The 22,177-nt window shown below is 62.9% G+C and carries 26 protein-coding genes; 14 read left to right on the forward strand and 12 right to left on the reverse strand.

All coding sequences use genetic code 11. From position 1 onward, the window contains the following. Positions 1-4 precede the first annotated feature (4 nt). From AB4N98_RS15810 to AB4N98_RS15825, 4 genes are read right to left on the reverse strand one after another with little or no spacing between them, the layout of a single operon-like run. Positions 5-949, reverse strand: coding sequence for a lysylphosphatidylglycerol synthase domain-containing protein (locus tag AB4N98_RS15810; RefSeq protein WP_068934167.1), 945 nt, complete (start codon positions 947-949; stop codon positions 5-7). Continuing rightward, entirely contained in the window at positions 939-2,207 is a 1,269-nt protein-coding gene (gene clsB / locus AB4N98_RS15815) for a cardiolipin synthase ClsB (protein WP_223497107.1), read from the reverse strand. The genes AB4N98_RS15810 and clsB overlap by 11 nt, the downstream gene beginning before the upstream one ends. After that, the gene (locus AB4N98_RS15820) at positions 2,204-2,980 is read right to left on the reverse strand and encodes an endonuclease/exonuclease/phosphatase family protein (protein ID WP_017525971.1); all 777 of its coding nucleotides are present in this window, start codon (positions 2,978-2,980) and stop codon (positions 2,204-2,206) included. Before AB4N98_RS15820 ends, clsB begins: the two co-directional genes overlap by 4 nt. Continuing rightward, positions 2,977-3,903 carry a DUF72 domain-containing protein gene (locus AB4N98_RS15825; protein ID WP_017525972.1) on the reverse strand — a complete coding sequence of 309 codons (927 nt, stop codon included), beginning with the start codon at positions 3,901-3,903 and terminating at the stop codon, positions 2,977-2,979. Before AB4N98_RS15825 ends, AB4N98_RS15820 begins: the two co-directional genes overlap by 4 nt. Before the next feature lie 148 nt (positions 3,904-4,051). On the opposite strand from AB4N98_RS15825, the gene AB4N98_RS15830 reads away from it, so the two are divergent. Both AB4N98_RS15830 and AB4N98_RS15835 read left to right on the forward strand, forming a co-directional pair. Next, positions 4,052-6,151: a mechanosensitive ion channel family protein gene (locus tag AB4N98_RS15830; protein WP_065879160.1), complete on the forward strand. Its 2,100-nt coding sequence runs from the start codon at positions 4,052-4,054 to the stop codon at positions 6,149-6,151. Positions 6,152-6,328: 177 nt separating this feature from the next. Then, positions 6,329-7,213 carry a sugar nucleotide-binding protein gene (locus AB4N98_RS15835; protein WP_017525974.1) on the forward strand — a complete coding sequence of 295 codons (885 nt, stop codon included), beginning with the start codon at positions 6,329-6,331 and terminating at the stop codon, positions 7,211-7,213. A gap of 63 nt (positions 7,214-7,276) precedes the next feature. Here the strand turns inward: AB4N98_RS15835 and AB4N98_RS15840 are convergent, their stop codons facing one another. From AB4N98_RS15840 to AB4N98_RS15860, 5 genes are all read right to left on the reverse strand, one after another. Beyond that, complete coding sequence (locus AB4N98_RS15840) at positions 7,277-7,975, reverse strand: OmpW/AlkL family protein (RefSeq protein ID WP_017525975.1); 699 nt, start codon at positions 7,973-7,975, stop codon at positions 7,277-7,279. 94 nt (positions 7,976-8,069) lie between these two features. Beyond that, positions 8,070-8,591, reverse strand: a complete 522-nt coding sequence (locus AB4N98_RS15845) for a DUF3299 domain-containing protein (RefSeq protein WP_065879161.1) — start codon at positions 8,589-8,591, stop codon at positions 8,070-8,072. A gap of 11 nt (positions 8,592-8,602) precedes the next feature. Next, entirely contained in the window at positions 8,603-9,868 is a 1,266-nt protein-coding gene (locus tag AB4N98_RS15850) for an ABC transporter permease (protein ID WP_068934171.1), read from the reverse strand. Between the two features lies 1 nt (position 9,869). Then, positions 9,870-10,580 carry an ABC transporter ATP-binding protein gene (locus AB4N98_RS15855; protein ID WP_017525978.1) on the reverse strand — a complete coding sequence of 237 codons (711 nt, stop codon included), beginning with the start codon at positions 10,578-10,580 and terminating at the stop codon, positions 9,870-9,872. 8 nt (positions 10,581-10,588) lie between these two features. Beyond that, positions 10,589-11,191 (reverse strand): DUF2796 domain-containing protein, encoded by a 603-nt coding sequence (locus tag AB4N98_RS15860; RefSeq protein WP_065879163.1) that lies wholly within the window; start codon positions 11,189-11,191, stop codon positions 10,589-10,591. Positions 11,192-11,322: 131 nt separating this feature from the next. On the opposite strand from AB4N98_RS15860, the gene AB4N98_RS15865 reads away from it, so the two are divergent. Further along, the gene (locus AB4N98_RS15865; RefSeq protein ID WP_017525980.1) at positions 11,323-11,670 is read left to right on the forward strand and encodes a hypothetical protein; all 348 of its coding nucleotides are present in this window, start codon (positions 11,323-11,325) and stop codon (positions 11,668-11,670) included. Here the strand turns inward: AB4N98_RS15865 and trxA are convergent. The 3 genes from trxA to AB4N98_RS15880 are packed head-to-tail and all read right to left on the reverse strand — an operon-like array spanning position 11,667 to position 13,686. Further along, the gene (gene trxA / locus AB4N98_RS15870; RefSeq protein WP_017525981.1) at positions 11,667-12,539 is read right to left on the reverse strand and encodes a thioredoxin; all 873 of its coding nucleotides are present in this window, start codon (positions 12,537-12,539) and stop codon (positions 11,667-11,669) included. The genes AB4N98_RS15865 and trxA overlap by 4 nt on opposite strands. A gap of 32 nt (positions 12,540-12,571) precedes the next feature. Beyond that, positions 12,572-13,234, reverse strand: a complete 663-nt coding sequence (locus AB4N98_RS15875) for a class I SAM-dependent methyltransferase (RefSeq protein ID WP_065879165.1) — start codon at positions 13,232-13,234, stop codon at positions 12,572-12,574. Beyond that, positions 13,231-13,686 carry a YbaY family lipoprotein gene (locus tag AB4N98_RS15880; RefSeq protein ID WP_017525983.1) on the reverse strand — a complete coding sequence of 152 codons (456 nt, stop codon included), beginning with the start codon at positions 13,684-13,686 and terminating at the stop codon, positions 13,231-13,233. Before AB4N98_RS15880 ends, AB4N98_RS15875 begins: the two co-directional genes overlap by 4 nt. A gap of 139 nt (positions 13,687-13,825) precedes the next feature. Between AB4N98_RS15880 and nrdR the strand changes: the two genes are divergently transcribed. The 11 genes from nrdR to AB4N98_RS15935 all read left to right on the forward strand — a co-directional run bounded on the left by nrdR (position 13,826) and on the right by AB4N98_RS15935 (position 22,027). Further along, positions 13,826-14,296, forward strand: a complete 471-nt coding sequence (gene nrdR, locus AB4N98_RS15885) for a transcriptional regulator NrdR (protein ID WP_026067112.1) — start codon at positions 13,826-13,828, stop codon at positions 14,294-14,296. After that, positions 14,293-15,420: a bifunctional diaminohydroxyphosphoribosylaminopyrimidine deaminase/5-amino-6-(5-phosphoribosylamino)uracil reductase RibD gene (ribD, locus tag AB4N98_RS15890; RefSeq protein WP_137220457.1), complete on the forward strand. Its 1,128-nt coding sequence runs from the start codon at positions 14,293-14,295 to the stop codon at positions 15,418-15,420. The genes nrdR and ribD overlap by 4 nt, the downstream gene beginning before the upstream one ends. Before the next feature lie 48 nt (positions 15,421-15,468). Beyond that, positions 15,469-16,131 carry a riboflavin synthase gene (locus AB4N98_RS15895; protein WP_017525986.1) on the forward strand — a complete coding sequence of 221 codons (663 nt, stop codon included), beginning with the start codon at positions 15,469-15,471 and terminating at the stop codon, positions 16,129-16,131. Between the two features lie 15 nt (positions 16,132-16,146). Beyond that, positions 16,147-17,238, forward strand: coding sequence for a bifunctional 3,4-dihydroxy-2-butanone-4-phosphate synthase/GTP cyclohydrolase II (gene ribBA / locus AB4N98_RS15900; protein WP_017525987.1), 1,092 nt, complete (start codon positions 16,147-16,149; stop codon positions 17,236-17,238). A gap of 88 nt (positions 17,239-17,326) precedes the next feature. Beyond that, positions 17,327-17,803, forward strand: a complete 477-nt coding sequence (gene ribH / locus AB4N98_RS15905) for a 6,7-dimethyl-8-ribityllumazine synthase (RefSeq protein WP_003194576.1) — start codon at positions 17,327-17,329, stop codon at positions 17,801-17,803. After that, positions 17,800-18,300 carry a transcription antitermination factor NusB gene (gene nusB / locus AB4N98_RS15910; RefSeq protein WP_017525988.1) on the forward strand — a complete coding sequence of 167 codons (501 nt, stop codon included), beginning with the start codon at positions 17,800-17,802 and terminating at the stop codon, positions 18,298-18,300. The genes ribH and nusB overlap by 4 nt, the downstream gene beginning before the upstream one ends. 18 nt (positions 18,301-18,318) lie before the next feature. Continuing rightward, positions 18,319-19,284, forward strand: coding sequence for a thiamine-phosphate kinase (thiL, locus tag AB4N98_RS15915; protein WP_065879167.1), 966 nt, complete (start codon positions 18,319-18,321; stop codon positions 19,282-19,284). A 66-nt stretch (positions 19,285-19,350) separates the two neighbouring features. Then, positions 19,351-20,079: a substrate-binding periplasmic protein gene (locus AB4N98_RS15920; RefSeq protein WP_065879168.1), complete on the forward strand. Its 729-nt coding sequence runs from the start codon at positions 19,351-19,353 to the stop codon at positions 20,077-20,079. A gap of 129 nt (positions 20,080-20,208) precedes the next feature. Continuing rightward, positions 20,209-20,826, forward strand: coding sequence for a GTP cyclohydrolase II (ribA, locus tag AB4N98_RS15925; protein ID WP_017525991.1), 618 nt, complete (start codon positions 20,209-20,211; stop codon positions 20,824-20,826). After that, positions 20,823-21,242, forward strand: a complete 420-nt coding sequence (locus AB4N98_RS15930; protein ID WP_065879169.1) for a nuclear FMR1 interacting 1 family protein — start codon at positions 20,823-20,825, stop codon at positions 21,240-21,242. Before ribA ends, AB4N98_RS15930 begins: the two co-directional genes overlap by 4 nt. Next, positions 21,239-22,027 (forward strand): cobalamin-binding protein, encoded by a 789-nt coding sequence (locus AB4N98_RS15935; RefSeq protein ID WP_068936641.1) that lies wholly within the window; start codon positions 21,239-21,241, stop codon positions 22,025-22,027. Before AB4N98_RS15930 ends, AB4N98_RS15935 begins: the two co-directional genes overlap by 4 nt. Positions 22,028-22,177 lie beyond the last annotated feature (150 nt).

Genomic DNA, 22,177 nt, shown 5'->3' on the forward strand with positions numbered 1-22,177 from the left:
TCCCTCACGTGGCGGTTTTCTTAACCCGCAACGCCTTCGCCTTGGCCTCCACCGCCAGGTACATCACCAGCGCAATCAGCAGCGGGCAAATAAAGTAGATCGCCCGATAAGCAATCAAGCCGGCCAACAAACTGCCCCGTGATGCTTCATGCTGCAACAAGCCGATGAACACCGCTTCCAGCACGCCGAGCCCGGCCGGGATATGCGTCAACACCCCGGCAATCGCGCTGATCAGCAACACGCCGAGTACCAGTGGATAGTCCAGCTTGGCGGGCAGCAGGGTAAAAATCACCGCGGCCATCAGCGACCAATTCAGCGCACCCAGGGCCAACTGCAAGCAGGCCATGCGCAGCGAGGGCAGGTTGATCTCGATGCCGCGAATCGACCAGGCGCGTTTTTTTGCAAACCGGCACGCCGCCAGGTAACCCAGGCTGGCCAGCACCAACAGCACGCCCACCCCCTGCAAGGCGCCGCTGCTCAGCTTCCAACCCGGCGGCATCGTCACCAGCCCGCTGCTGAACACCGCGCCGGCCAATGCCATGTAGCCAAACCAATTGGTGGCCAGGCTCAAGCCGAGGATCTTGGCGATATTGCCGGTGCTCACCCCCAGGCGCGAGTACAGCCGGTAGCGCATGGCGATGCCGCCGACCCACGCGCTCAGGTTGAGGTTGAACGCGTAGCTGATGATCCCCACCGGCAGGATCTGCTTCCAGCGCAAGGGCTGGCGGATGTAGGTGCGGCCGATCAGGTCGAAGCAGGCGTAGACGATAAAGCTGCATAAGGTCAGCGCGCTGGCGACCAACAACGTGCGCAGTTTGAAATCGCCCAAGGTCTGGACCACTTCGCTCCAGTCGATCCTGCGAGCGAGCAGGGTGAACAGCGCGATCAGCAGCAGGAAGAATGCGACGGTCAGGGGTTTCTTCCAGCGTTTGAAGCGTTCAGACGTCATGGGCCTGGCCCTCGTGTACAAAAGGTTTCAAGCGCGGTTTGTGCGCCGGCAGCCAGCCGGTCAGCGCCGGGAAGTGGCGCATCACATGGAACACCAGGAAACCCACGGTCAATCGCCACAGCCATAGGCGCGGCTTGCGCTTTTGCGGGATGGTCCGGCAGTGATTTTTCGCAAGGGCTTGCAGGCGTTCATACAACTGCTGGTTGAACGCACGGTCGCCAATCAACACGTTGGCTTCCAGGTTCAGCGCCAGGCTCAACGGGTCCAGGTTGCTGGAGCCCACGGTGCTCCAGGCGTCGTCCACCAGCGCCACTTTGCCGTGCAGCGGGCGCTGGCAGTATTCGTGGATCACCACGCCATCCTTGAGCAGGTAGTCGTAGAGCATGCGCGCCGCCAGCTTGGCCAGCAGCACGTCGGGCTGGCCCTGCATGATCAGTTGCACCTGCACGCCACGGCGTGCGGCATTACGGATCTCGCGCAGCAGGCGGTAGCCGGGAAAGAAATATGCATTGGCGATCACCGCCCGTGTTTGGGCTTTGCTCAGTGCCTGGATATAGGCCTCTTCGATATCGTCGCGGTGTTGCAGGTTGTCGCGGTAAATCAAACGTACCCAGCCATCGCCCTGCTCGGTCGACCAAGGCGCAGGCCGTTGCTGGCGGCGCCGCCAACCGCGTCGCGTGCGCACTTGGCGGCCGCTTTGCGCCAGGGCGAAGTGATGCAGGTCGGCCACTGCCGGGCCAACCACTTGCACGGCGTAATCCTGTTTGGCTTCGGCGCCGAAATCGGCCAGGTGATCGGCCGAAAAATTGATCCCGCCGATAAACCCCACGCTGGCATCCACCACCACGATCTTGCGATGCAGGCGGCGAAACCAGTTGGTACGGATGCCGAGGGTTTTGGCGGCGGGATCAAACATTTGCACCATCACCCCGGCGTCGGCCAATTCGCTCAGGAACGCCGGGCTCAGTTCGCCACAGCCAAAACCGTCAAGGCTCACCACCACCTTCACGCCACGCTGCGCCGCCGCGATCAGGATGCGTTGCAGCGCGTACCCAACCTTGTCTTCGAAGAGGATGAACGTCTCCAGCAGGATCTCGCGCTGGGCTTGGCGCATGGCCTCGAACACCCGTGGAAAGTAGGCCTCGCCGTTCTCCAGCAACTGGATCTGGTTGCCGCTTTGCCAGCTGTAGTCCAGGTCGCGGGCCTTGGTTTCATCCGGCGGTTGGTCGGTGGGAATGTGCTCTACCGCGACGTTCATAGTTCGACCTCCACCGAGAGCGGCACATGGTCCGACAGATGGGACCAGGGCCGTGTGTTCAGCACTTTCGGGTGATGGGCCTTTAAGTTGCGCACGTAAATGCGGTCCAGCGCGAGCAACGGCAGGCGCGCGGGAAAGGTGCGCGCCGGCTTGCCCAAGGCTTCGACGAACACTTCCTTGAGGCCGCTCTGGCTCAGGTCGGCGCGCTGGCGCCAATCGTTGAAATCCCCGGCCACCACCAACGGCGCATCGGCGGGAATCTCACTGATACGCTGCTCCAGCAGGCGCAGTTGCTGCTGGCGATGGACCTCGCGCAAGCCCAGGTGCATACAGATCGCGTGGACTTCTTGCCCGGTACCTGGCAGGCGCAGCACGCAATGCAGCAGGCCACGGTTTTCGTGCCCGCTTTGGGATATGTCCAGGTTGTCGTGGCGCACGATCTGGAATTTCGACAGCAGTGCATTGCCATGATCGCCATGGGGGTAAACCGCGTTGCGCCCGTAGGCAAACTGCGGCCAGATGCTGTCGGCGAGGAACTCATATTGCGGCATGCTCGGCCAGTCGCTGTAGCGCTGTGGATGGCGTTCGTGAGTGCCGTGGATCTCCTGCAAAAACACCATGTCGGCGCCTACGCTGCGCACCGCCTCGCGCAACTCGGGCAGGATGAAACGCCGGTTCAGGGCGGTGAAGCCCTTGTGAATATTCACCGTCAGCACCGTAAACCGTCGGATGGCGGCGGAGGGCGGGGTGGGGATCAGTTCCGGGTGGGTCATGGCAATACCCCCGGTTGCGGCAGTTGGCCGGGCTCGGTGGCGAGGTGTTTATCCAACCCGAAACGGTGGAGCAATTGGCGCGCGTCGAAGGGCGCCCGCACCTTGATGTCATTGTCGAAAAAACAGAACACATCACGCTGCTTACGCGCATGGGGCGTGTGATGCGGGTCGATCAGGTGAGCGTCCGGCGGTTGTTTGCCGTGGCGCCAGCACTCGATGCGGTCACCCCAGCGCTTGAGCGCCTCGCTCGTATAACCGCTGGCGTACAACTGCTTATCGCCGTGCAGGCGCAGGTACACGAAATCGGCGGTGACGTCTTCCAGATACGGCCACTTGCCGGCGGTGTCCGCCACCACCAAGGCTACGCCGTGCTGCTCAAGCAATTGCACAAAGGCCGGTTCGGCAAAACTTTTATGCCGTATCTCCACCGCATGGCGCAGCACGCGTTTGCCGTGGGCTTGCAGGCTCGCCTTGCCGTTCAGGCGCGGCTCATGCTGGCGGGCGAGGGCGGCGGCCTGTTGGGTGTCGGTGGGTAATTGCTTTAAAAAGCCTTCGAACAACGCGGGATCAAATTTGAAACTGGGCGGGAATTGCCAAAGGATGGCGCCCAGCTTTTCTTTGAGTTCAAGCACGCCGGAGGCAAAGAAATTGGCCATGGCCGCGTGTGCGTCCTTCAAGCGCAGGGTGTGCGTGATGTAGCGCGGCGCCTTGACGCTGAACATGAACGCTTCAGGCGTGTCGGCATACCACTCGGCGTAACGCTGGGGAGTTTGCAAGGCATAGAAGGAGCCGTTGATTTCGATACTGTTGACGGCACGCGAGGCAAACTGCAATTCGCGTTTCTGAGTCAGCCCCTGGGGGTAGAAGCCCCCGCGCCAGGGCGTGTAGCGCCAGCCGGAAATGCCGATATGAATCGCCGCCATGGTTGCTCCCGTAGAGATAGGGTCGTTGTGGGATGACTGCGCTATTTGGCTGAAAGTTTCGCTGTTCCTACAGACGGCACATTCCCGGGAACGATCAGAGCGCAAATCCGTCAGTTCCTTACGGACCCGTCTGAAGGAGCTCGGAGTTTTGCTGAACTTAAAAACTGCCTTACTGCTCGGCGTGCTGCTGTGTTGCGGCAACGGCGCGTTGCACGCCGCGGCGACCGCGCCGGAACCGGAGGCGCCGGCCAAGCCGGAGTTGCTGGTGGAGGGCGGGCTGCTTGGCGCCATCAGTTCCAGCATTGATGACGTACAGCAGAAGCTGGATCTCAATCAGAACGTCATTGACGAATGGCGCCTGCGTGCCGACCGGGCCGCGAACGAAGTCGGGCGCCTGGTCGACCAGACGGCTGCGCGTTCGCCGTGGAGCGTGGCCGGCGATTTCCTCTTGTTGTCGGGTGTGTGGCTGGGCGCCTTTGCGCTGCTGACGCTGCTGGGGCGACTGCTCGTGCGGCGCCTGAGCCAGCGCGCATTCGTCGAACGGCGCGGGCGCCTGCTGGGAGTGCTTGGCTATGTGCTGCCCTATACGATCCCGGCCCTGATTTGCCTGCCGCTGACCCTGTATGTCAGTCATTTTTTAGCCACTTCGGTCGGCCGCGCACTGGCGCTGTGTTTTGCCTATGCGACCAGCAGCGGCATCTTTACCACCTCGATGCTGCTGTGCGTGATCGTGATGTTCACTGTCGGCCATAAGCGCCGGGCGGTGCGGATTATTCGCGGCTACTGCCCCAAACCGCTGTTCCTGATCGGCTTTCTCGCCGCCCTCAGTGACGCGCTGACCAGCCCGCAAATCGCCCGCCAACTTGGCGGCAATATCACCAGCAGCGTCGCGGTATTTACCGCGCTGTTCGCGACGCTGATTTTCGGCGTGCTGGTGGTGCGCCTGCGCAGGCCTGTCGCGCATTTGATCCGCAACCGGCCACTGGCCCAGCGCCTCAAACACCCGGCCTTGCAGCAATCGCTGCGGATCTTCTCCGGGCTGTGGTACTGGCCGATTTTATTGATGGTGCTGGTCTCGGCGATCAACCTGATCGGCGCCGGTGACGATAATCAAAAGGTCCTGCGCTGCGCACTGTTCACCACCATCCTGCTGATCGGCACGGTATTTCTCAGCACGGTGTTGCAGCACCTGTTCAAATCCCGCAGCCAGGTGGCGATCCAGCGCAGCAGTGCCTACAAAGAGCGCTTCCTCAGCTTGTTGCACGCGGTCTTGCGCATTGTCATGGCCGTGGCTTTTATCGAAATCCTCGGGCGCATCTGGGGCGTGTCATTGTTTGAGTTTGCCGAGCGCAACTCCATAGGTCGCGCCATCAGCAACTCCTTGAGCAGCATCGGGCTGATCCTGCTGGTGACCTGGCTGTTCTGGGTGGTGCTCGACACGGCCATCCAGGAAGCGCTGAAACCACCGGTGAATAAACGCGCCAGCCGCCAACCGAGCACGCGGGTCAAAACCATCCTGCCGCTGCTGCGCAATGCGGTGAAGATCATCCTGGTGGTGATCTGCGCGATCACCACCATGGCCAATCTGGGCATCAACGTCGCGCCGCTGCTGGCGGGCGCCGGCGTGGTCGGGCTGGCCATTGGCTTTGGCTCCCAGCAACTGGTGCAGGATGTGATCACCGGGCTGTTCATCATCATCGAAGACACGTTGTCCATCGGCGATTGGGTGGTGCTCGACTCCGGCCACGCCGGCACGGTCGAAGGCCTGACCATCCGCACCCTGCGCCTGCGCGACGGCAAGGGCTTTGTCCACTCGGTTCCGTTTGGGCAGATCAAGGCGGTCACCAACCAGTCGCGGCAATTTGCTTATGCGTTCTTCTCGGTGCAGTTCACCTACGACACCGATGTGGACAAAGCCGTGGAGCTGATTCGCGAGGCCGGGCAGTCGATCCGCGACGATGTGTTCCTCAAGTACAACCTGCAAGGCCCGCTGGAAGTGTTTGGCGTCGACAGGATGGACCTCAACGGCGTCGTGCTCACGGCGCAGTTTCGTACCGTCTCGGGCGGGCAATATGCGGTGAGCCGGGCGTTTAACCAGCGCTTGAAAAAGCTTGTGGATAACTGCGCCGAGGTGCACTTCGCACAAACTTATCCACAGCAGGTTTTGTTGCCCCGGCGGATGGCGCAGGTGGATGAGGATAGGCCCGCCTCGGCGGCGCTGACCGAGCAGCCCGGGCAACAAGAATGAGGTTGGCTGCTCTGGCTTGCTCGCAATGACGGCCAACACGTTGCCAGTGCGTACTTTATCCGTGACGGTTGCGCTACAAACCCGCAAAATGCAACGATTCTGGCAAATGCCAACGGCAAGGCTCACGGGCCTGCCGACCATAACCATCGTTCCCAACAGACCGGGCCTGCTCAATCTATGCGAATGCGCCTTATGTTACTGGGCGGCGGGAATGCCCTCGGGCAGGCGCTGATTCGCCTCGGTGCGGAGGAAGACATCGGTTTCCTCGCCCCTAAACCGCCCCAAGACGGCTGGGATGCCGCGAGCCTCACCCAATTGCTCGACGACACCCGTCCCGATGCCTTGATCAACCTCGCCTACTATTTCGACTGGTTCCAGGCCGAAGCGGTCAGCGAAACCCGTTTGGCCGCCCAGGAGTTCGCCATCGAACGCCTGGCCGAACTCTGTCAGCACCACACCATCACCTTGGTGCAACCGTCCAGTTACCGCGTGTTCGATGGCTCCCGCGCCACCGCCTACAGCGAGAAGGACGAGCCGGTGCCCCTGGGCCTGCGCGGCCAGGCGTTGTGGCGTATCGAACAGAGCGTGCGTGCCACGTGCCCGCAGCATGTGCTGCTGCGCTTTGGCTGGTTGCTGGACGACAGTGTCGACGGCACCTTGGGTCGCTTTCTGGCCCAGGCCGAACAACCGGATCAATTGCTGATGGCGGACGACCGTCGCGGCAACCCGACACCGGTGGACGATGCGGCGCGGGTGATCATCTCGGTGCTCAAGCAACTCGATTGCGCGGCGCCGCTATGGGGCACGTACCACTACGCCGGGCATGAGGCGACCACGCCGCTGGCGCTGGGCCAGGCGATACTCACTGAAGCGCGCAGCTACCACGCGCTGGCCATCGAAGCGCCTACCGCCCAGGCCCACGCGGCCCGGCCGGACGCGGCGGACGAACCGCAGCACGCGGTGCTGGCCTGCAAGAAAATCCTGCATACCTTTGGCATCAAGCCACGGGCATGGCGGGCGGGGCTGCCGGCGTTGCTGGACAGGTTCTACCGCCACAGCTGACCCACCACAAAGCAAAATGTGGGAGGGAGCAAGCCCCCTCCCACATGGGTTATGCGGTGCCGATTAGAACTTGTAGCCAATACCCACCATGTAAACCATCGGGTCTACGTCCACATTTACCTTGGCGCGAGTGCCCGGCGCGACCGCGTTGTTTTCCACAGTGGCCTTGGTGCTGATGTCGATGTAACGCGCCTGGGCGTTGATCATCCACTTGTCGTTGATCATGTAGTCAGCACCGATCTGCGCGGCCCAACCCCAAGAGTTTTCGGCTTTGAAATTGCTGAAGCCGGCTTCGGAGGCGCGGCTGCCGACGTGTTCGTCGTAGATCCAGGTGTAGTTGATACCGGCGCCGACGTAGGGCTGGAAGGCGGACTTGTTGTCCAGCGGGTAGTACACGACGCTCAGGGTTGGCGGCAGGTGCTTCAGGGTGCCGAGCTTGCCGTTGGCGGCGCCGAGGGCGGTGCCTTTGATCTTCACGTCATGCTCGAAGGGCGTGGCCGCCAGCAGTTCGATACCCACGTGGTTGGTCAGCATATAGGCGAAGTTCAAGCCCAGTTGCGTGTCGCTGCTCATGGTCGCCTTACCGCCCAGGTTGGCGCCGGCCAGTGGGCCCTGGTCAACTTTGACAGTGCTGCTGTCGGCCTTCGGGTTCACGGTGATTGCACCGGCGCGAATCAGAATGTCACCCGCTTCGTGAGCGTGGGCAACGGGGGCGACGAGGGCGAGCGCGAAGAGGGACGCGCCGAGCAGAGACTTGTTCATGGGAGCTCCAAAGGACGTTTAAAAGTTGTACGTCCAATGGTAAAGATCGTTCCGTTCTGTCCGTTGACTCAGCTCAATGAAAGGGCGATCAGCGTTATTCCGGCAGTTCGTACATGTAAATTTTCTCGGCATCCATCTGGTAGCCGGCGTCGGCCAGTTCGCTGGTGGACGGTTTGACCTGCATCGCGCCTTCAATCCAATACGGCTGGTACAGCTCGTCGAGCTTCACGCCGACTTCGCTTTTTACATGCACGATCTGGTTCGAAGGCGGCGGCGGCACGTGGATGCACGCGCCGAAATACGGCACCAGCAAGAACTCGGTGGTGCGGCCTTCTTCGCTGACTTCCAGCGGCACGATATAGCCCGGCAAGCGAATATGCTGACCATTGAGGCTTTGCACCACCGGCGCGTTGGGCAAATCCTGCTTGGCGGCCGGCGCGGCTTCCACCGACAAGGCATCGGCCATGTTCGACAGGTTGTGCAGCGGTTTCATATTGGGCACTTCCGGCGGGGCGTCCGGCGGGATCATCTCCTGCCAGGACAAATCCTTGGGCTGGTCCTGCGCCCACGCGGGCACGGCCACCAGCAACAACAGCGCAAACAGGGCACGACGCATCGAAACCTTCCTCATAAACGGATGGACAGGCCATCGGCCAAAGACTGGCGGTAGGCGCGCCACGCGGGCACGCTGCCCATCAACAGCGCAGCGCCCAGGATACCGGCGAGCAAGGTCCATTCATATTCGCTCGGCCACGCCATCGGCAGGTCCAGGCCATAGTTGGCCTGCAAATACCCGCGCGAGGCGGCGATGCATACATACAGCAGACCGCCGCCTGCGATCACGCCGGACAAGGCCAGGGCGAATGCTTCGAAGATCAGCAACGTAGCGATGTGCCAAGGCCGCGCGCCCACCGAACGCAAAATCGCCATTTCGCGGCGACGTTCGTTGAGGCTGGTGAGGATCGCCGTGAGCATGCCGATCAAACCGGTCAGCACCACGAACAGCGAGATCACGAACAGGGCTTTTTCGGCGGTGCCCATCATGCTCCACAGCTCTTGCAGCGCCACGCCCGGCAGGATCGCCAGCATCGGTTCACCGCGAAATTCGTTGATCTCCCGTTGCAGGGCGAAGGTGGAAATCTTGTTGTTCAGGCCGAGCATGAAGGCGGTGATGGCCTGCGGGGTCAGGTCCATGTTGCGCGCCTGGTCGGCGCTGATGCGGCCTTTGCCCTGGGCCGGCACGCCGTTGTGCCAGTCGATGTGGATGGCTTCCATGCCACCCAGGCTGATGTGCAACGTGCGGTCCACCGGCGTGCCGGTGCGCTTGAGAATGCCGACCACGGTGAACGGTTTGTCATCGTGCTTGACCAGGCTGACCACCGCCACACCGTGGGCCAGTACCAGTTTGTCGCCGAGTTTGTAGTGCAACGCGTCGGCGACTTCGGCGCCGAGTACCACCTCGAACGGGTCGGTGGCGAAGGCGCGGCCGCTGGCCAGTTCGAGGTGTTGTTTGCGCCCGTACTGGTAGTGCGCAAAGTAGGAATCGTTGGTGCCCATCACCCGGTAGCCGCGGTGAGAGTCGCCGAGGGAAATCGGGATCGCCCATTTCACCTGGGGGTTGGCGGCAAAATGCTCGAAGCTGTCCCAGCGGATATTGTTGGTGGCGTTGCCGATGCGAAATACCGAATACAGCAGCAGGTTCACCGAGCCGGAACGCGCACCGACGATCAGGTCGGTGCCGCTGATGGTGCTGGCGAAACTGTTGCGCGCCTCAACGCGTACGCGCTCCACCGCCAGCAACAGGCACACCGACAGGGCGATGGCGAAAGCGGTGAGGATCGCGGTAAAGCGGCGGTTAGCCAGGCTGGCCATGGCTAGACGAAACAAATACATCTCAAACCTCTGCGGGCGTGGCGGCGCGATTGAGTTCGGCCAGCGACAGGTTGCGGTCGAACAACGGCGCCAGGCTCTGGTCATGGCTGACAAACAACAGGCTCGCGCCGGCTTCGCGGCATTCGGCAAATAACAGTTGCAGGAAGGCTTCGCGGGCGTCGTAGTCCAGGGCCGAGGTGGGCTCATCGGCAATCACCAGTTCCGGTTGGCCGATCAGCGCGCGGGCGGCGGCCACCCGTTGCTGCTGGCCGATGGACAGCGAGTCGGCGCGACGCTCCAGCAGCTCGTGGTCTTTCAACCCCAGGTGCGCAAGCAGGGCGGCGGCGGCCTGGGCCACGCTGCCGTGGCGCTGCCTGGCGCGTTGCGCGCGTAGCTTGGAAAAGTGACAAGGCAACTCGACGTTCTCGCGCACCGACAGAAACGGCAGCAGGTTGAACTGCTGGAAGATATAGCCGGTGTGGTCAACCCGGAAACGGTCGCGGGCGCCGGCCGACAGTGCGGTCAACTCCTGGTCGAGCAGGCGAATGCTGCCCCGGCTGGGTTTTTGCACCCCGCCGAGCAAACCCAGCAAGGTGGTCTTGCCACTCCCGCTGGGGCCTTTGAGAAATAGCGTTTCCCCGCGTTCCAGACGGAACGTGGGGATGTCCAGCAACTGTGGGTGACCAGGCCAGTTGAAGCCCAGGTCAGACAGTTCGATTAAGGCTTGAGTCATTGGGTATCTCAGAACTTCAGGGTGGCTGCCTGGGCCGTCGCATCAACACCCTGCTGGCCGCTTGGGCCGATCAGTTGTACCTGAATTTTCTGGGTGGCGGGGAAGGTCTTGAAGACCTGGCTCAGGTCCAGGTTGCTCAGCGCGGTCGGCGTGGCGCAGGTGAACTGGTAGTGGGCGTGGATTTCGCTGTGGTCGTGGTGATGCTCATGGGCGCCGTCCTTGGCGTCATGGTCATCATCATCGTCGTCGTGGTCGGCCTCGGGTTTGTCGCCGAACAGGGGGCTGTTCAGTTCCTGGCTGCTGACCACGCAACCGGCGGCCTCTGGCAGGTTGAACAGGGCCAGTGGGTTTTCAAGTTGTTTGCGCACGGCGGCGACCTTGGCTTTGTCCGCCGCGCTACTGGCGAGGTGTTCGAAGCCCACCAGGTTCATTGCCGGGCTGTCCAGCTCCAGCTCCAGGGCCTGGCCGTCGAGTGCCGCGTTGAGGCGGCCCACGCCATGTTCGTGGGCACCGAGGCTGCCGTGCTCATGGTCGTGATCATGTTCGTCTGCGGCATGGGCAATGGCCAGTGGCAGCAGGGCAAACGGCAAAGCGAGCAACAGACGGCGCATGAGTACACTCCAGAAGATGAAAGTTTTGTTATGTGATCTTATAACAATATGCCCGAGAGTTTGACCGCCTGCTTGGCGTTGCGCAAGCCGCATGGGAGCATGCCCGTCAGAAAAATGCAGGAGTGAGGACGATGTTGCGAATTCGTGGAACCGTCGGCAACCTGCCGGTGGACTTGACCCTGGAGCTGGACGACGGCGATTGGGCACGGCTGGGCGCGCAGTTGCAGACGGCGCCCGTGGCCAACACGGCCACCGCGCCGGCGGCACCGGCTAAACACAACGATGAATTGTGGCAGAGCGCCCAAGACCTGTTGCGCAACGCCGGGCAGCTCAGCGGCCTGGAACTGCTCGACCGGCTCGAAGGCCTGGCCGGCGACGCCTCGGCGGGTAAGCGCCTGCTCGTGCGCCTGCGCCACAGTGCCAAGGTCAAAGTCGCCAGCGGCGGGGATACGCCGCTGTACAGCTGGGTCGGCGATTAGTACAGCGCAGCGAATAATTTGCGGCGGTATGCAGTGACCAGCGGGTGATCGTTGCCCAGCAACTCGAACACCTGCAGCAAGGTCTTGTGCGGCAGGCCTTCACTGTAGCTGCGGTTGCGGATAAACAATTTGAGCAGTCCTTCCAGCGCCGCGTCGTATTGCTGGCGGGCCAGTTGCTGGATGCTCAGTTGATAGGCGGCTTCATCGTCCTGCGGGTTTTGCGCCAGGCGGCTTTTCAGGTCGGCGGCGTCCGGCAGGTCGGCAGCCTGGCGCAGGAAGGTGATTTGCGCCTTGGCGCCGGCGAGGGCGGCTTTATGGTCATCGCTTTTCACCGCGTCGAGCACGGTCTGGGCTTCACCCAGCTCACCGCGTTCGGCCAGGCAGCGGGCGTACAGAATCAGCGCGGCGGCGTTGCTGTTGTCCTCGCCCAGCAGCGCGACCAGCACGGCTTCGGCATCGCTGATGCGGCCTTCGGCGAACAATGCCTGGGCCTGTTCCAACGGATCTGCCGCCGCGGGCGGTGGCATCTGCACATGCGGCGCGAGCAGCGCGCGCACCGCTGATTCGGGCTGCGCCCCGGCAAAACCGTCGACCGGCTGGCCATCCTTGAACAGCACCACGGTCGGCAGGCTTTGGATGCCAAACCGCGCGACGATATCCTGCTCGGCTTCGCAATCGACCTTGGCCAATAGCAACTCACCCTGATAACTCTCGGCAATCTGCGCCAGCATCGGCATCAACGCCTTGCACGGCGCGCACCACTCGGCCCAGAAATCCACCAATACGGGTTTTTCGAAAGAGTTCTGAATCACGGCCTGGTCGAAGTTGGCGCTGGTGACGTCGAAGATGTACGGCGTGGGCTCACTCATGGGGCGTCTCGAATAAAGCGGGAATGGGGCAACTATAAGGGCTGGCGCCGCGAATGGTACAGGCTCACCTTGCGAAACTCCCAAGGCTCGGCCAGGTCTGGCAGGGTCAGGGCATCCAGGATTTCCAGGCGCTGATAGCTCGGATGCTGGAAGTCTCGCACTCGCGAATCCGCCACCAGCGCTTCGCGGCCACGGGTGAGGAACTGGTCCAGCAGCGGCAGGTTGGCGCGGTCATAGAGCACATCGGCCACCAGGATCAGGTCGAAGCGGTCAGCCTCGGCGAAAAAGTCCGCCGAATAGGTCAATGCCACGTTATTGAGCGCGGCATTTGCGCGGCAAGCGGCTAACGCCAGCGGGTCCAGGTCGCAGGCCACCACTTCCAATGCGCCTGCCTTGACGGCCGCAATCGCAGCCACGCCGGAGCCTGCTCCGAAATCCAGCACGCGTTTGCCGGCGACCCACTCGGGGTTGGCCGCCAGGTAGCGCGCCAATGCCAGGCCGCTCGCCCAGCAAAAGCTCCAGTAGGGCGGTTCGTGCAGGATGCGTCGGGTTTCTTCGGGGCTGAAGGCGCGGTCCATATTGTCGGCATCCAGCAGCCACAACGACAGCTGCGTGCCCGGCAGCGGGCAGGGCACCAAGTGGGCGTCGCCGATCAGCTCGCTCAGCGCGCGCTGCAAGTCCAACGGTGGCGTCATGGTGCCTTGACGAGTTCCAGTGGGCCGGTGGTCTGGGTGATCGCCTGGGTAATGCGCACGGCGGGCAGGTGCAGGATCAACTGGCCAGACTGGCTGGCGCGGCCGCGCAGTTCGACCCGCGCACCGGCCGGGAAGGCCTCGGGGTTGAAGCGCAGGCGGAACGCCAGGGGCTTGCCGTTGCCGGTGAGCACGCTGCTGGCGAGCAATTGTTGTGGGCGTGAACGGTCGTCGATCACCAGCAGGGCCATCTCGACTTCCGCGCCGGCAGGCACGTTGGTCAGGCTGCCATTGATTTCACGCTGGTACGCCGGCAACGGGCCGAGGTCTTCGATCCCTGGGACTTTTTTCTCTTGCGCGGGCACGGGTTGAGGCGTGGACGGTTTGGGGGCTTCGCTGCTGCAGGCGACCAGAACACTGAACAAAGCGAGCAAAACAAAGGGTCGTAACTGCATGTACGGCTCCAAAAAGGACAAAATCCGTGACGTGAAAGGTAACAAACATAATAGCCCGCCTGTATACCGGAAAGGCTATGGCTTGTCTTGCCACGGGGATGCGCTACCATGGCCCTCCCTTTTTTTGTTGCCTGCCACCATGCACTGTCCCTTCTGCGGTGCCAACGACACCAAGGTCATTGACTCGCGTCTGGTCGCCGAGGGCGATCAAGTGCGTCGCCGGCGCGAATGCCTGGCCTCTGGCTGCGGTGAACGTTTCACCACCTTCGAAACCGCCGAACTGGTATTGCCGCGTCTGATCAAGTCCGACGGCAGCCGCCAGCCCTTCGACGAAGAAAAACTGCGCGCCGGTATGCAGCGCGCCCTGGAAAAACGCCCGGTGAGTGTCGAGCGCCTGGAAGCGGCGCTGGCGCATATCAAGCACAAGCTGCGGGCGACCGGCGAGCGCGAGGTCAAGAGCCTGGTGGTAGGAGAGCTGGTGATGAGCGAGCTGCAAAAGCTCGACGAAGTCGCCTATATCCGTTTCGCTTCGGTGTATCGACGCTTCCAGGACCTCAATGAGTTCCGCGAAGAGATCGACCGCCTGGCCCGTGAGCCTGCCAAACAATGACCTCTGAACAGGCAGTGCTCGACGCCCACTACATGGCCCGCGCCCTAGAATTGGCGCGCAACGGCCTGTACACCACTCACCCCAACCCGCGAGTGGGCTGCGTGATCGTGCGCGATGGGCAGGTGGTCGGTGAAGGTTGGCACGAACGCACCGGCGAACCGCATGCCGAACCCAACGCCCTGCGCGCCGCCGGTGACAAGGCCCGTGGCGCCACGGTGTACGTGACGCTCGAACCGTGCAGCCACCACGGCCACACGCCGCCCTGCGCCGATGCGCTGGTGAGTGCCGGCGTCGCGCGCGTGGTGGCCGGCATGCAGGACCCGAACCCGGAAGTGGCGGGGCGCGGCATGCAGCGTCTGGCCCAGGCCGGGATCAAGGTTCGCAGCGGCGTGCTGGAAGCTCAGGCGCGGGCGTTGAACCCGGGGTTTCTCAAACGTATGGAACATGGCCTGCCGTTTGTGCGGGTCAAGCTGGCGATGAGCCTGGACGGGCGCACCGCCATGGCCAGCGGCGAAAGCCAATGGATCACCGGCCCCGCTGCCCGCGCGGCGGTGCAGCGCCTGCGTGCCGAGGCCAGCGTGGTACTGACCGGCGCCGACACGGTGTTGGCGGACGGCGCCCGCCTGACCGTGCGCGCCGCCGAGCTGGGCCTGGATGCCGCCACCACGGCCCTGGCCATGTCGCGCCCGCCGCTGCGCGTATTGATCGACGGCCGCCTGCGCGTGCCGCTCAATGCGCCATTCTTCAAGGCCGGCCCGGCACTGGTCATTACGTGCGTCACCCCGGAAAACCAGTTTCCCCGTGGCCCCGAGTGCCTGGTGGTGCCCGGCGTGGACGGCCAGGTCGACCTGCGCTCGGCCCTGGTCGCCCTCGCTGCGCGTGGCGTCAACGAGGTGCTGGTGGAAGCCGGCCCAAGCCTGGCAGGCGCCTTTGCCCAACAAGGCCTGGTGGACGAATACGTGATTTTCATCGCCGGCAAGTTCCTCGGTTCCGCTGCGCGGCCGTTGCTCGACTGGCCGCTTGAGAAACTGGCCGATGCCCCCCAACTCAAGATCACTGAAATGCGCGCTGTAGGCGATGACTGGCGAGTCACTGCCATCCCTGTGCCAGCAGCGAGCGTATAATTCCCGGCCTGCGCTTGAGCGTCAGCCCCCCGTTTTCAGGAGAACGAAATGTTCACCGGCATTATCGAATCCATCGGCAGCATCCGTGCAATGACCCCCAAAGGCGGCGACGTGCGCCTGCTGGTTGAAACCGGCAAACTCGACCTCGGCGACGTGAAGCTGGGCGACAGCATCGCCGTCAGCGGTGTGTGCCTGACCGTCGTCGAGCTGCCTGGCAACGGCTTTGCCGCCGACGTCAGCCGGGAAACCCTGGACTGCACCGCGATGAACGACCTCAAGGCCGGCAGCCCGGTCAACCTGGAAAAAGCCCTGACCCCCACCACGCGCCTGGGCGGCCACCTGGTCAGCGGCCATGTCGACGGTGTCGGTGAAGTGGTTGCGCGCAGCGAAAACGCGCGCGCCGTGGAATTTCGCATCCGCGCGCCCAAAGAGCTGGCCAAGTACATCGCCCACAAAGGCTCGATCACCGTCGACGGCACCAGCCTGACCGTGAACGCCGTGAATGGCGCCGAATTCGAACTGACCATCATTCCCCACACCCTGAGCGAAACCATCATGGCGTCGTACCAGCCGGGTCGCCGGGTGAACCTGGAAGTCGACTTGCTTGCCCGTTACCTGGAACGCCTGCTGATGGGCGACAAGGCCGCAGAGCCTGCGTCCGGGAACATCACTGAAAGTTTTCTGGCCGCTAACGGCTACCTGAAATCCTGACCAAGGGGGTGCCACGTGGCGCTCAATAGCATCGAAGAACTGGTTGAAGACATCCGCCAAGGCAAGATGGTCATCCTGATGGATGACGAAGACCGCGAGAACGAAGGCGACATCATCATGGCCGCCGAGGCCTGCAAGCCCGAGCACATCAACTTCATGGCCAAGCACGCCCGTGGGCTGATCTGCATGCCCATGAGCCGCGAACGCTGCGAGCTGCTCAAGCTGCCGCTGATGGCGCCGCGCAATGGCTCTGGTTTTGGCACCAAGTTCACCGTATCGATCGAAGCGACCACCGGCGTCACCACCGGTATTTCCGCCGCCGACCGCGCCCGCACCGTGCAAGCCGCGGCCGCGAAGGACGCCAAGGCCGAAGACATCGTCAGCCCCGGCCATATCTTCCCGCTGATGGCCCAGCCGGGCGGCACCCTGGCCCGTGCCGGCCACACCGAAGCCGCCTGTGATTTGGCGCGCATGGCCGGTTTCGAGCCGAGCGGCGTGATCTGCGAAGTGATGAACGACGACGGCACCATGGCCCGTCGCGCCGAACTCGAAGCCTTTGCCGCCGAACATGGCATCAAGATCGGCACCATCGCCGACCTGATTCACTACCGGATGATCCACGAACGTACCGTTCAGCGGATTGCCGAGCAGCCGCTGGACAGCGAACTGGGCCAATTCAACCTGGTGACCTACCGTGATTCGGTGGAAGGCGATGTGCACATGGCACTGACCCTGGGCGCCATCAGCGGTGAAGAACCGACCCTGGTGCGCGTACACAACATGGACCCGCTACGCGACCTGTTGATGGTCAAGCAACCCGGCCGTTGGAGCCTGCGCGCCGCCATGGCTGCGGTGTCCGAGGCCGGCAGCGGCGTGGTGCTGCTGCTGGGCAACCCGGTGGATGGCGACGTGTTGCTGGCGCATATTCGCGAAACTGCCGAGCAGACCCAGGTGAAAACACCGACCACCTACAGCATCGTCGGTGCCGGTTCGCAGATCCTGCGCGACCTCGGGGTGCGCAAAATGCGCCTGATGAGCGCACCGATGAAATTTAATGCGATATCCGGATTCGATCTGGAAGTTGTAGAATACGTGCCCTCCGAATAAAGGCCGGCTATTTTTGCCCCTTGTTCGCGGTTAAATCATCACTGAGGGGCGCACTTTTCGCGTCCCGGCTCTTTAAGAGATTTGTCGAATGACCCTGAAGACCATCGAAGGTACCTTCATCGCCCCCAAAGGCCGCTATGCCCTGGTGGTTGGCCGCTTCAACAGCTTCGTGGTTGAAAGCCTGGTAAGCGGTGCCGTGGATGCCCTGGTTCGCCACGGTGTGAGCGAAAGCGACATCACCCTCATCCGCGCCCCTGGCGCCTTCGAAATTCCACTGGTTGCGCAAAAAGTTGCCCAACAGGGCGAATACGCGGCGATCATCGCCCTGGGCGCGGTCATTCGTGGCGGTACTCCGCACTTCGAATACGTGGCCGGTGAATGCACCAAGGGCCTGGCCCAGGTGTCCATGGAGTTCGGCGTGCCGGTCGCGTTCGGCGTACTGACCGTTGATTCCATCGAGCAAGCCATCGAGCGTTCCGGCACCAAGGCCGGTAACAAAGGCGCTGAAGCTGCCCTGTCCGCCCTGGAAATGGTCAGCCTGCTGTCGCAGTTGGAGGCCAAGTGATTTCCGACGAGAGCGATCAGTTCAACCCTCAGGACCCGCGCCCTGCGGATGCCGGCAAGCCATCCAAGAGCGAAAAGCGTCGTAAAGCGCGTCAGCTCGCGACCCAGGCGCTGTACCAGCGTCACCTGGCAGGCGCTTCGCTGAACGAAATCGAGGCGCAGTTTCGCGTCGATAACGACTTCACCTTCGCCGACCAGAGCTATTTCCACGACATCCTGCACGGTGTGCATGCCAACCTGACCGAGATCGATACAGCCCTGGCGCCCTGCCTGGACCTGACCCTCGAAGAACTCGACCCGGTTGAGCTGTGCGTACTGCGCCTGTCCACCTGGGAGTTGCTCAAGCGCGTCGACGTGCCGTACCGCGTGGTGATCAACGAAGGCATCGAACTGGCGAAAGTCTACGGTTCGACCGACGGCCACAAGTTCGTGAACGGCGTGCTCGACAAGCTGGCCCCGCGCCTGCGTGAAGCCGAAGTGAAGGAACACAAGCGCTAAGTTGCGCTTGAGTCCCGAATGGGTGAGTTTGAGCTGATCCGCACCTACTTCGCCGCCGCGCCCTGTGCGCAGGGTGGCGAAGGCATTGCCCTGGGGATCGGCGACGACTGCGCCTTGCTGGCACTCCCGCCTGGGGAGCAACTGGCAATTTCCACCGATACCCTGGTGGCCGGCGTGCATTTTGCCGACCCTTGCGATCCGTTCCTGCTCGGCCAGCGCTCGCTGGCCGTGGCGGTCAGCGACTTGGCTGCCATGGGCGCCAACCCCCTCGCATTCACCCTTGCCCTGACCACGCCGACGGTCGAAGCCGACTGGCTGCAACGCTATGCCCAAGGGTTGAACGCCATGGCGCAACGCTGCGGTGTGGGCCTGGTGGGCGGCGATACCACGCGCGGGCCGCTCAGCCTGACCCTGACGGTGTTCGGCCGTGTGCCGGCCGGGCAAGCGTTGACGCGGCGCGGTGCGCAACCGGGCGACCTGATGTGTGTCGGCGGCGCCTTGGGCAACGCCGCAGGTGCCTTGCCGCTGGTACTGGGCCAACGCAATGCCGATGCGAGCATTGCCGACCCGCTGCTGGCGCATTACTGGTCGCCGCAACCGCAATTGGCGCTGGGCCTGGCGCTGCGGGGCAGGGCGACAGCCGCCATGGATATTTCGGACGGTTTGTTGGCCGATTGCGGGCATATCGCCAAGGCGTCGGGCGTAAGCCTGTTGATCGAGCGTCAGCGCTTGCCGTTGTCCGAGGCCTTGCTCGCGTTTTTGGGGGATGAGCAGGCCAGGGTGGCCGCGTTAAGCGGCGGCGACGACTATGTGCTGGCGTTCACCCTGCCGCCCGTCGAGTTGGCGCCGTTACTGGCCGCCGGCTGGCCGGTGCATGTTATCGGCCGCGTCGAGGCCGGGCAGGGCGTAACGCTGCTTGATGCCGGCGGGCAAGACATCACTCCCGCTCTGCGTGGTTATCAACATTTTGGCCAGACGCCCTGAATCGGTGTGCTGGGCTACCCTCTATAACGTCATTACCGATGCAAGGCTTTGCAGGAGGTCGTACCGATGCACGTGCGCCGCTGGCTGCTGATACTGCTGTGTGTCGTTTCGACCTGTGGGCGGGCAGAGGATAGCGCGGTGCCTCCCGGCAACGTCATGTTGGCCAGTGAGGCCTGGGACGACTACACCAATGCCGACGGCAGCGGCCTGGCCTGGGACGTATTGCGACGGGTATTCGAACCGGCCGGGATCACCTTGCACACCCGCATCGAGCCCTACACCCGCTCCGTGGGCCTGGCCCAGTGCGGTGAAGTGGACGGCTGGGTCGGTTCTTACCGCGATGAGGTCAAGGGCGTGCTGTACCCGCGCTGGAACTTCGACTCCGACCGGATCTATGCCCTCGGGTTGGCCTCCTCACCGACGCCGAGCGCGGCAACGCTGGGCGACTACCGCCTGGCCTGGATGCGCGGTTACAAGTACGAAGGGTATTTGCCTAACATGCGGCGCTTTAAACAGATCGAGCGGCGCGAGGGCATTTTGCCGATGCTCCAGCATGGCCGTGCCGACTTCTACATCGATGCCCTCGCCGAAGCCAACGAGGTTCTCAGCCAGGCGCAAGACCCCGCCACATTCCGGCTTACTCACATCATCGACTTGCCGCTCTACGTAGGTTTTGCCGATACCGAACGCGGGCGGGCATTGCGCACGGTGTTCGACCAGCGCATGGCCGTCCTGGTAAAAAGTGGCGAGCTCAAGCCGATCTTCCAGCGCTGGAAACTGCCGTATCCGTTCTAACCTGCATAGAACCGGGACGAAGGCCAATCAAACCGATTGATCTTTATCAGCGATCATTCAGCTTAAGCGTCTGTAGGAACCTGCTGTTACAATGCCCGCCTCTGTGAAATCTGAAATCAGGAGCACACGGTGCCCGTCGTTTTCGTCGCTGCTTCCAAGCTGCCTACCCCTTTTGCCACGTTCACCATGAATGGCTTTCTCGAAGAAGCCACTGGCCGCGAGCACGTTGTGCTCAGCCTGGGCGATATCGCCGATGGCGCGCCGGTGCTGGGGCGAGTGCACTCCGAGTGCCTGACCGGCGATGCGTTGTTCAGCCAGCGCTGTGACTGCGGCTCGCAACTGGAAGCCGCCATGCGCGCCATCGCCCATGAAGGCCGTGGCGTGCTGCTGTATTTGCGTCAGGAAGGTCGTGGCATTGGCCTGTTGAACAAGATTCGCGCCTACGAACTGCAAGACGGCGGCGCCGATACCGTTGAGGCCAACGAGCGCCTGGGCTTCGCCGCCGACCAGCGTGACTACGCGATCTGCCTGCCGATGCTGGAACATCTGGGCGTGAAATCCCTGCGCCTGATGACCAACAACCCGCGCAAGGTCAAAGCCTTGACCGAAATGGGCATCACCGTGGCCGAGCGCGTGCCGCTGCACACCGGGCACAACCCGCACAACAAGCTCTACCTGGCCACTAAAGCCAGCAAGCTCGACCACATGATGGGCAATGAGCACCAAGGCGAGGTCGATCGCGCGTGACCCGTGGCCAGGTAAAGCGACGACTGTCCTTCAACTGGTGGCAATACCTGGCCCTCGCGCTGCTGCCATTGTTCGTGATCAACCTGGTGTTCGGCCGCGCCGAAGCCCTGCTGCCGGTGCTGGCCATGCCGTTCTTTATCGCCGGCATGGCTTCGATGTTTCTCAGCCTGCGCTTCTTTAACGGCTATAAACACGCGTTGATCGCGACCTCCAAAGCCCTCGATACCCCTGAAGAACCGGCGGCCTGGATCACCTTGGCGGCGCGTCGTCGCATGGCGTTGCTGGTGGCGGCGCTCCCGGCCTGGGTCGGCGCGTTGGCGGTGTTTGTCGGCCTGGAGGCGGTACCGCTGTTTTTGCTGGCGCTGTCGACGCTGGTGCTGTTTTACCTCTATCGCATTCCGCGTCAGTTGGGATGATGCGCCACTGGCTGGCGGTTCTGCTGCTGGCAACGAGTGCCCAGGCCTCGGCCGCGGAGCGGGTGGTGAGCTTGGCGCCGTCGCTGTCGGAAATTGTGCTTGAACTGGGGGCCGCCGACCTGCTGGTGGGCGTGCTCGATGGCGGTGAGCGGCCGGCCGCGTTGACGCAGGTGCCGTCGGTGGGCCGATACGGCCAGTTGAACATCGAGCGCCTGCTCAGCCTCAAGCCCGACTTGATCCTGCTGTGGCCCGGCAGCCTCGGCCCGGCCCAGCGTGAGCAGTTGCAACGCCTGAATATCCCCGTCTACGTGGCCGAACCCCATAGCCTTGAACAACTGACCACCCAGGTCGAAGCGATTGCCCGGCAACTGGGCCGTGCCGATGCCGGCCGCCAATTGGCCGCTCAACTGCGCCAGCGTCTGGCCGAGCTGCGCCAGCGTTATCAGCGGGCCGAGCCGGTGCGGGTGTTTTACCAAGTCTGGAACCAGCCGCTCTATACCGTGGGCGGCGGGCAGATCATCAGCGATGCCTTGACGGTATGCGGTGCGCGCAATGTGTTTGATGACCTGAAGCTGCCTGCGCCGCAGGTGAGCATTGAGTCGGTGTTGCAGCGCGATCCCGAGGTGATTCTGGTCGGTGACCAGGCTCAGGCGGATGCCTGGAAGGTCTGGCCGGCGATGGCGGGGCGGGTGCGGCTTGTGACGGACAAAGGCCTGGAGCGGCCCAGTGCGCAGATGGTCGACGCAGTGGCGAAGCTGTGCCAATTGATTGCGCCACAGCGCTAGCCTGAGCCTGGGCATTTTCCGACGGGTTATTAAGACCTGAACGTCGGCTTCACCGACAGGCGCGCCTAAGGCTTCATCACCTGTGCCGAGGCAATCAAAGCGGGTTACCTGAGCGACAACGAACCTATGCGCCAGGTCTATTGAGTCGAG

Source organism: Pseudomonas sp. S3_E10, from assembly GCF_054667615.1.

Excerpts from the sequence above, each read along its gene's own strand:
- AB4N98_RS15920 (WP_065879168.1), top strand. The coding sequence starts at position 19,351 with ATGCACGTGCGCCGCTGGCTGCTGATACTGCTGTGTGTCGTTTCGACC.
- AB4N98_RS15880 (WP_017525983.1), bottom strand. The coding sequence starts at position 13,686 with ATGCAGTTACGACCCTTTGTTTTGCTCGCTTTGTTCAGTGTTCTGGTC.
- ribH (WP_003194576.1), top strand. The coding sequence starts at position 17,327 with ATGACCCTGAAGACCATCGAAGGTACCTTCATCGCCCCCAAAGGCCGC.
- AB4N98_RS15840 (WP_017525975.1), bottom strand. The coding sequence starts at position 7,975 with ATGAACAAGTCTCTGCTCGGCGCGTCCCTCTTCGCGCTCGCCCTCGTC.
- AB4N98_RS15825 (WP_017525972.1), bottom strand. The coding sequence starts at position 3,903 with ATGGCGGCGATTCATATCGGCATTTCCGGCTGGCGCTACACGCCCTGG.
- AB4N98_RS15865 (WP_017525980.1), top strand. The coding sequence starts at position 11,323 with ATGTTGCGAATTCGTGGAACCGTCGGCAACCTGCCGGTGGACTTGACC.
- AB4N98_RS15845 (WP_065879161.1), bottom strand. The coding sequence starts at position 8,591 with ATGCGTCGTGCCCTGTTTGCGCTGTTGTTGCTGGTGGCCGTGCCCGCG.
- AB4N98_RS15810 (WP_068934167.1), bottom strand. The coding sequence starts at position 949 with ATGACGTCTGAACGCTTCAAACGCTGGAAGAAACCCCTGACCGTCGCA.
- thiL (WP_065879167.1), top strand. The coding sequence starts at position 18,319 with ATGGGTGAGTTTGAGCTGATCCGCACCTACTTCGCCGCCGCGCCCTGT.
- AB4N98_RS15820 (WP_017525971.1), bottom strand. The coding sequence starts at position 2,980 with ATGACCCACCCGGAACTGATCCCCACCCCGCCCTCCGCCGCCATCCGA.
- AB4N98_RS15875 (WP_065879165.1), bottom strand. The coding sequence starts at position 13,234 with ATGACGCCACCGTTGGACTTGCAGCGCGCGCTGAGCGAGCTGATCGGC.
- clsB (WP_223497107.1), bottom strand. The coding sequence starts at position 2,207 with ATGAACGTCGCGGTAGAGCACATTCCCACCGACCAACCGCCGGATGAA.
- AB4N98_RS15835 (WP_017525974.1), top strand. The coding sequence starts at position 6,329 with ATGCGAATGCGCCTTATGTTACTGGGCGGCGGGAATGCCCTCGGGCAG.
- AB4N98_RS15895 (WP_017525986.1), top strand. The coding sequence starts at position 15,469 with ATGTTCACCGGCATTATCGAATCCATCGGCAGCATCCGTGCAATGACC.
- trxA (WP_017525981.1), bottom strand. The coding sequence starts at position 12,539 with ATGAGTGAGCCCACGCCGTACATCTTCGACGTCACCAGCGCCAACTTC.
- AB4N98_RS15855 (WP_017525978.1), bottom strand. The coding sequence starts at position 10,580 with ATGACTCAAGCCTTAATCGAACTGTCTGACCTGGGCTTCAACTGGCCT.
- ribD (WP_137220457.1), top strand. The coding sequence starts at position 14,293 with ATGACCTCTGAACAGGCAGTGCTCGACGCCCACTACATGGCCCGCGCC.
- AB4N98_RS15860 (WP_065879163.1), bottom strand. The coding sequence starts at position 11,191 with ATGCGCCGTCTGTTGCTCGCTTTGCCGTTTGCCCTGCTGCCACTGGCC.
- nrdR (WP_026067112.1), top strand. The coding sequence starts at position 13,826 with ATGCACTGTCCCTTCTGCGGTGCCAACGACACCAAGGTCATTGACTCG.
- AB4N98_RS15935 (WP_068936641.1), top strand. The coding sequence starts at position 21,239 with ATGATGCGCCACTGGCTGGCGGTTCTGCTGCTGGCAACGAGTGCCCAG.
- AB4N98_RS15850 (WP_068934171.1), bottom strand. The coding sequence starts at position 9,868 with ATGTATTTGTTTCGTCTAGCCATGGCCAGCCTGGCTAACCGCCGCTTT.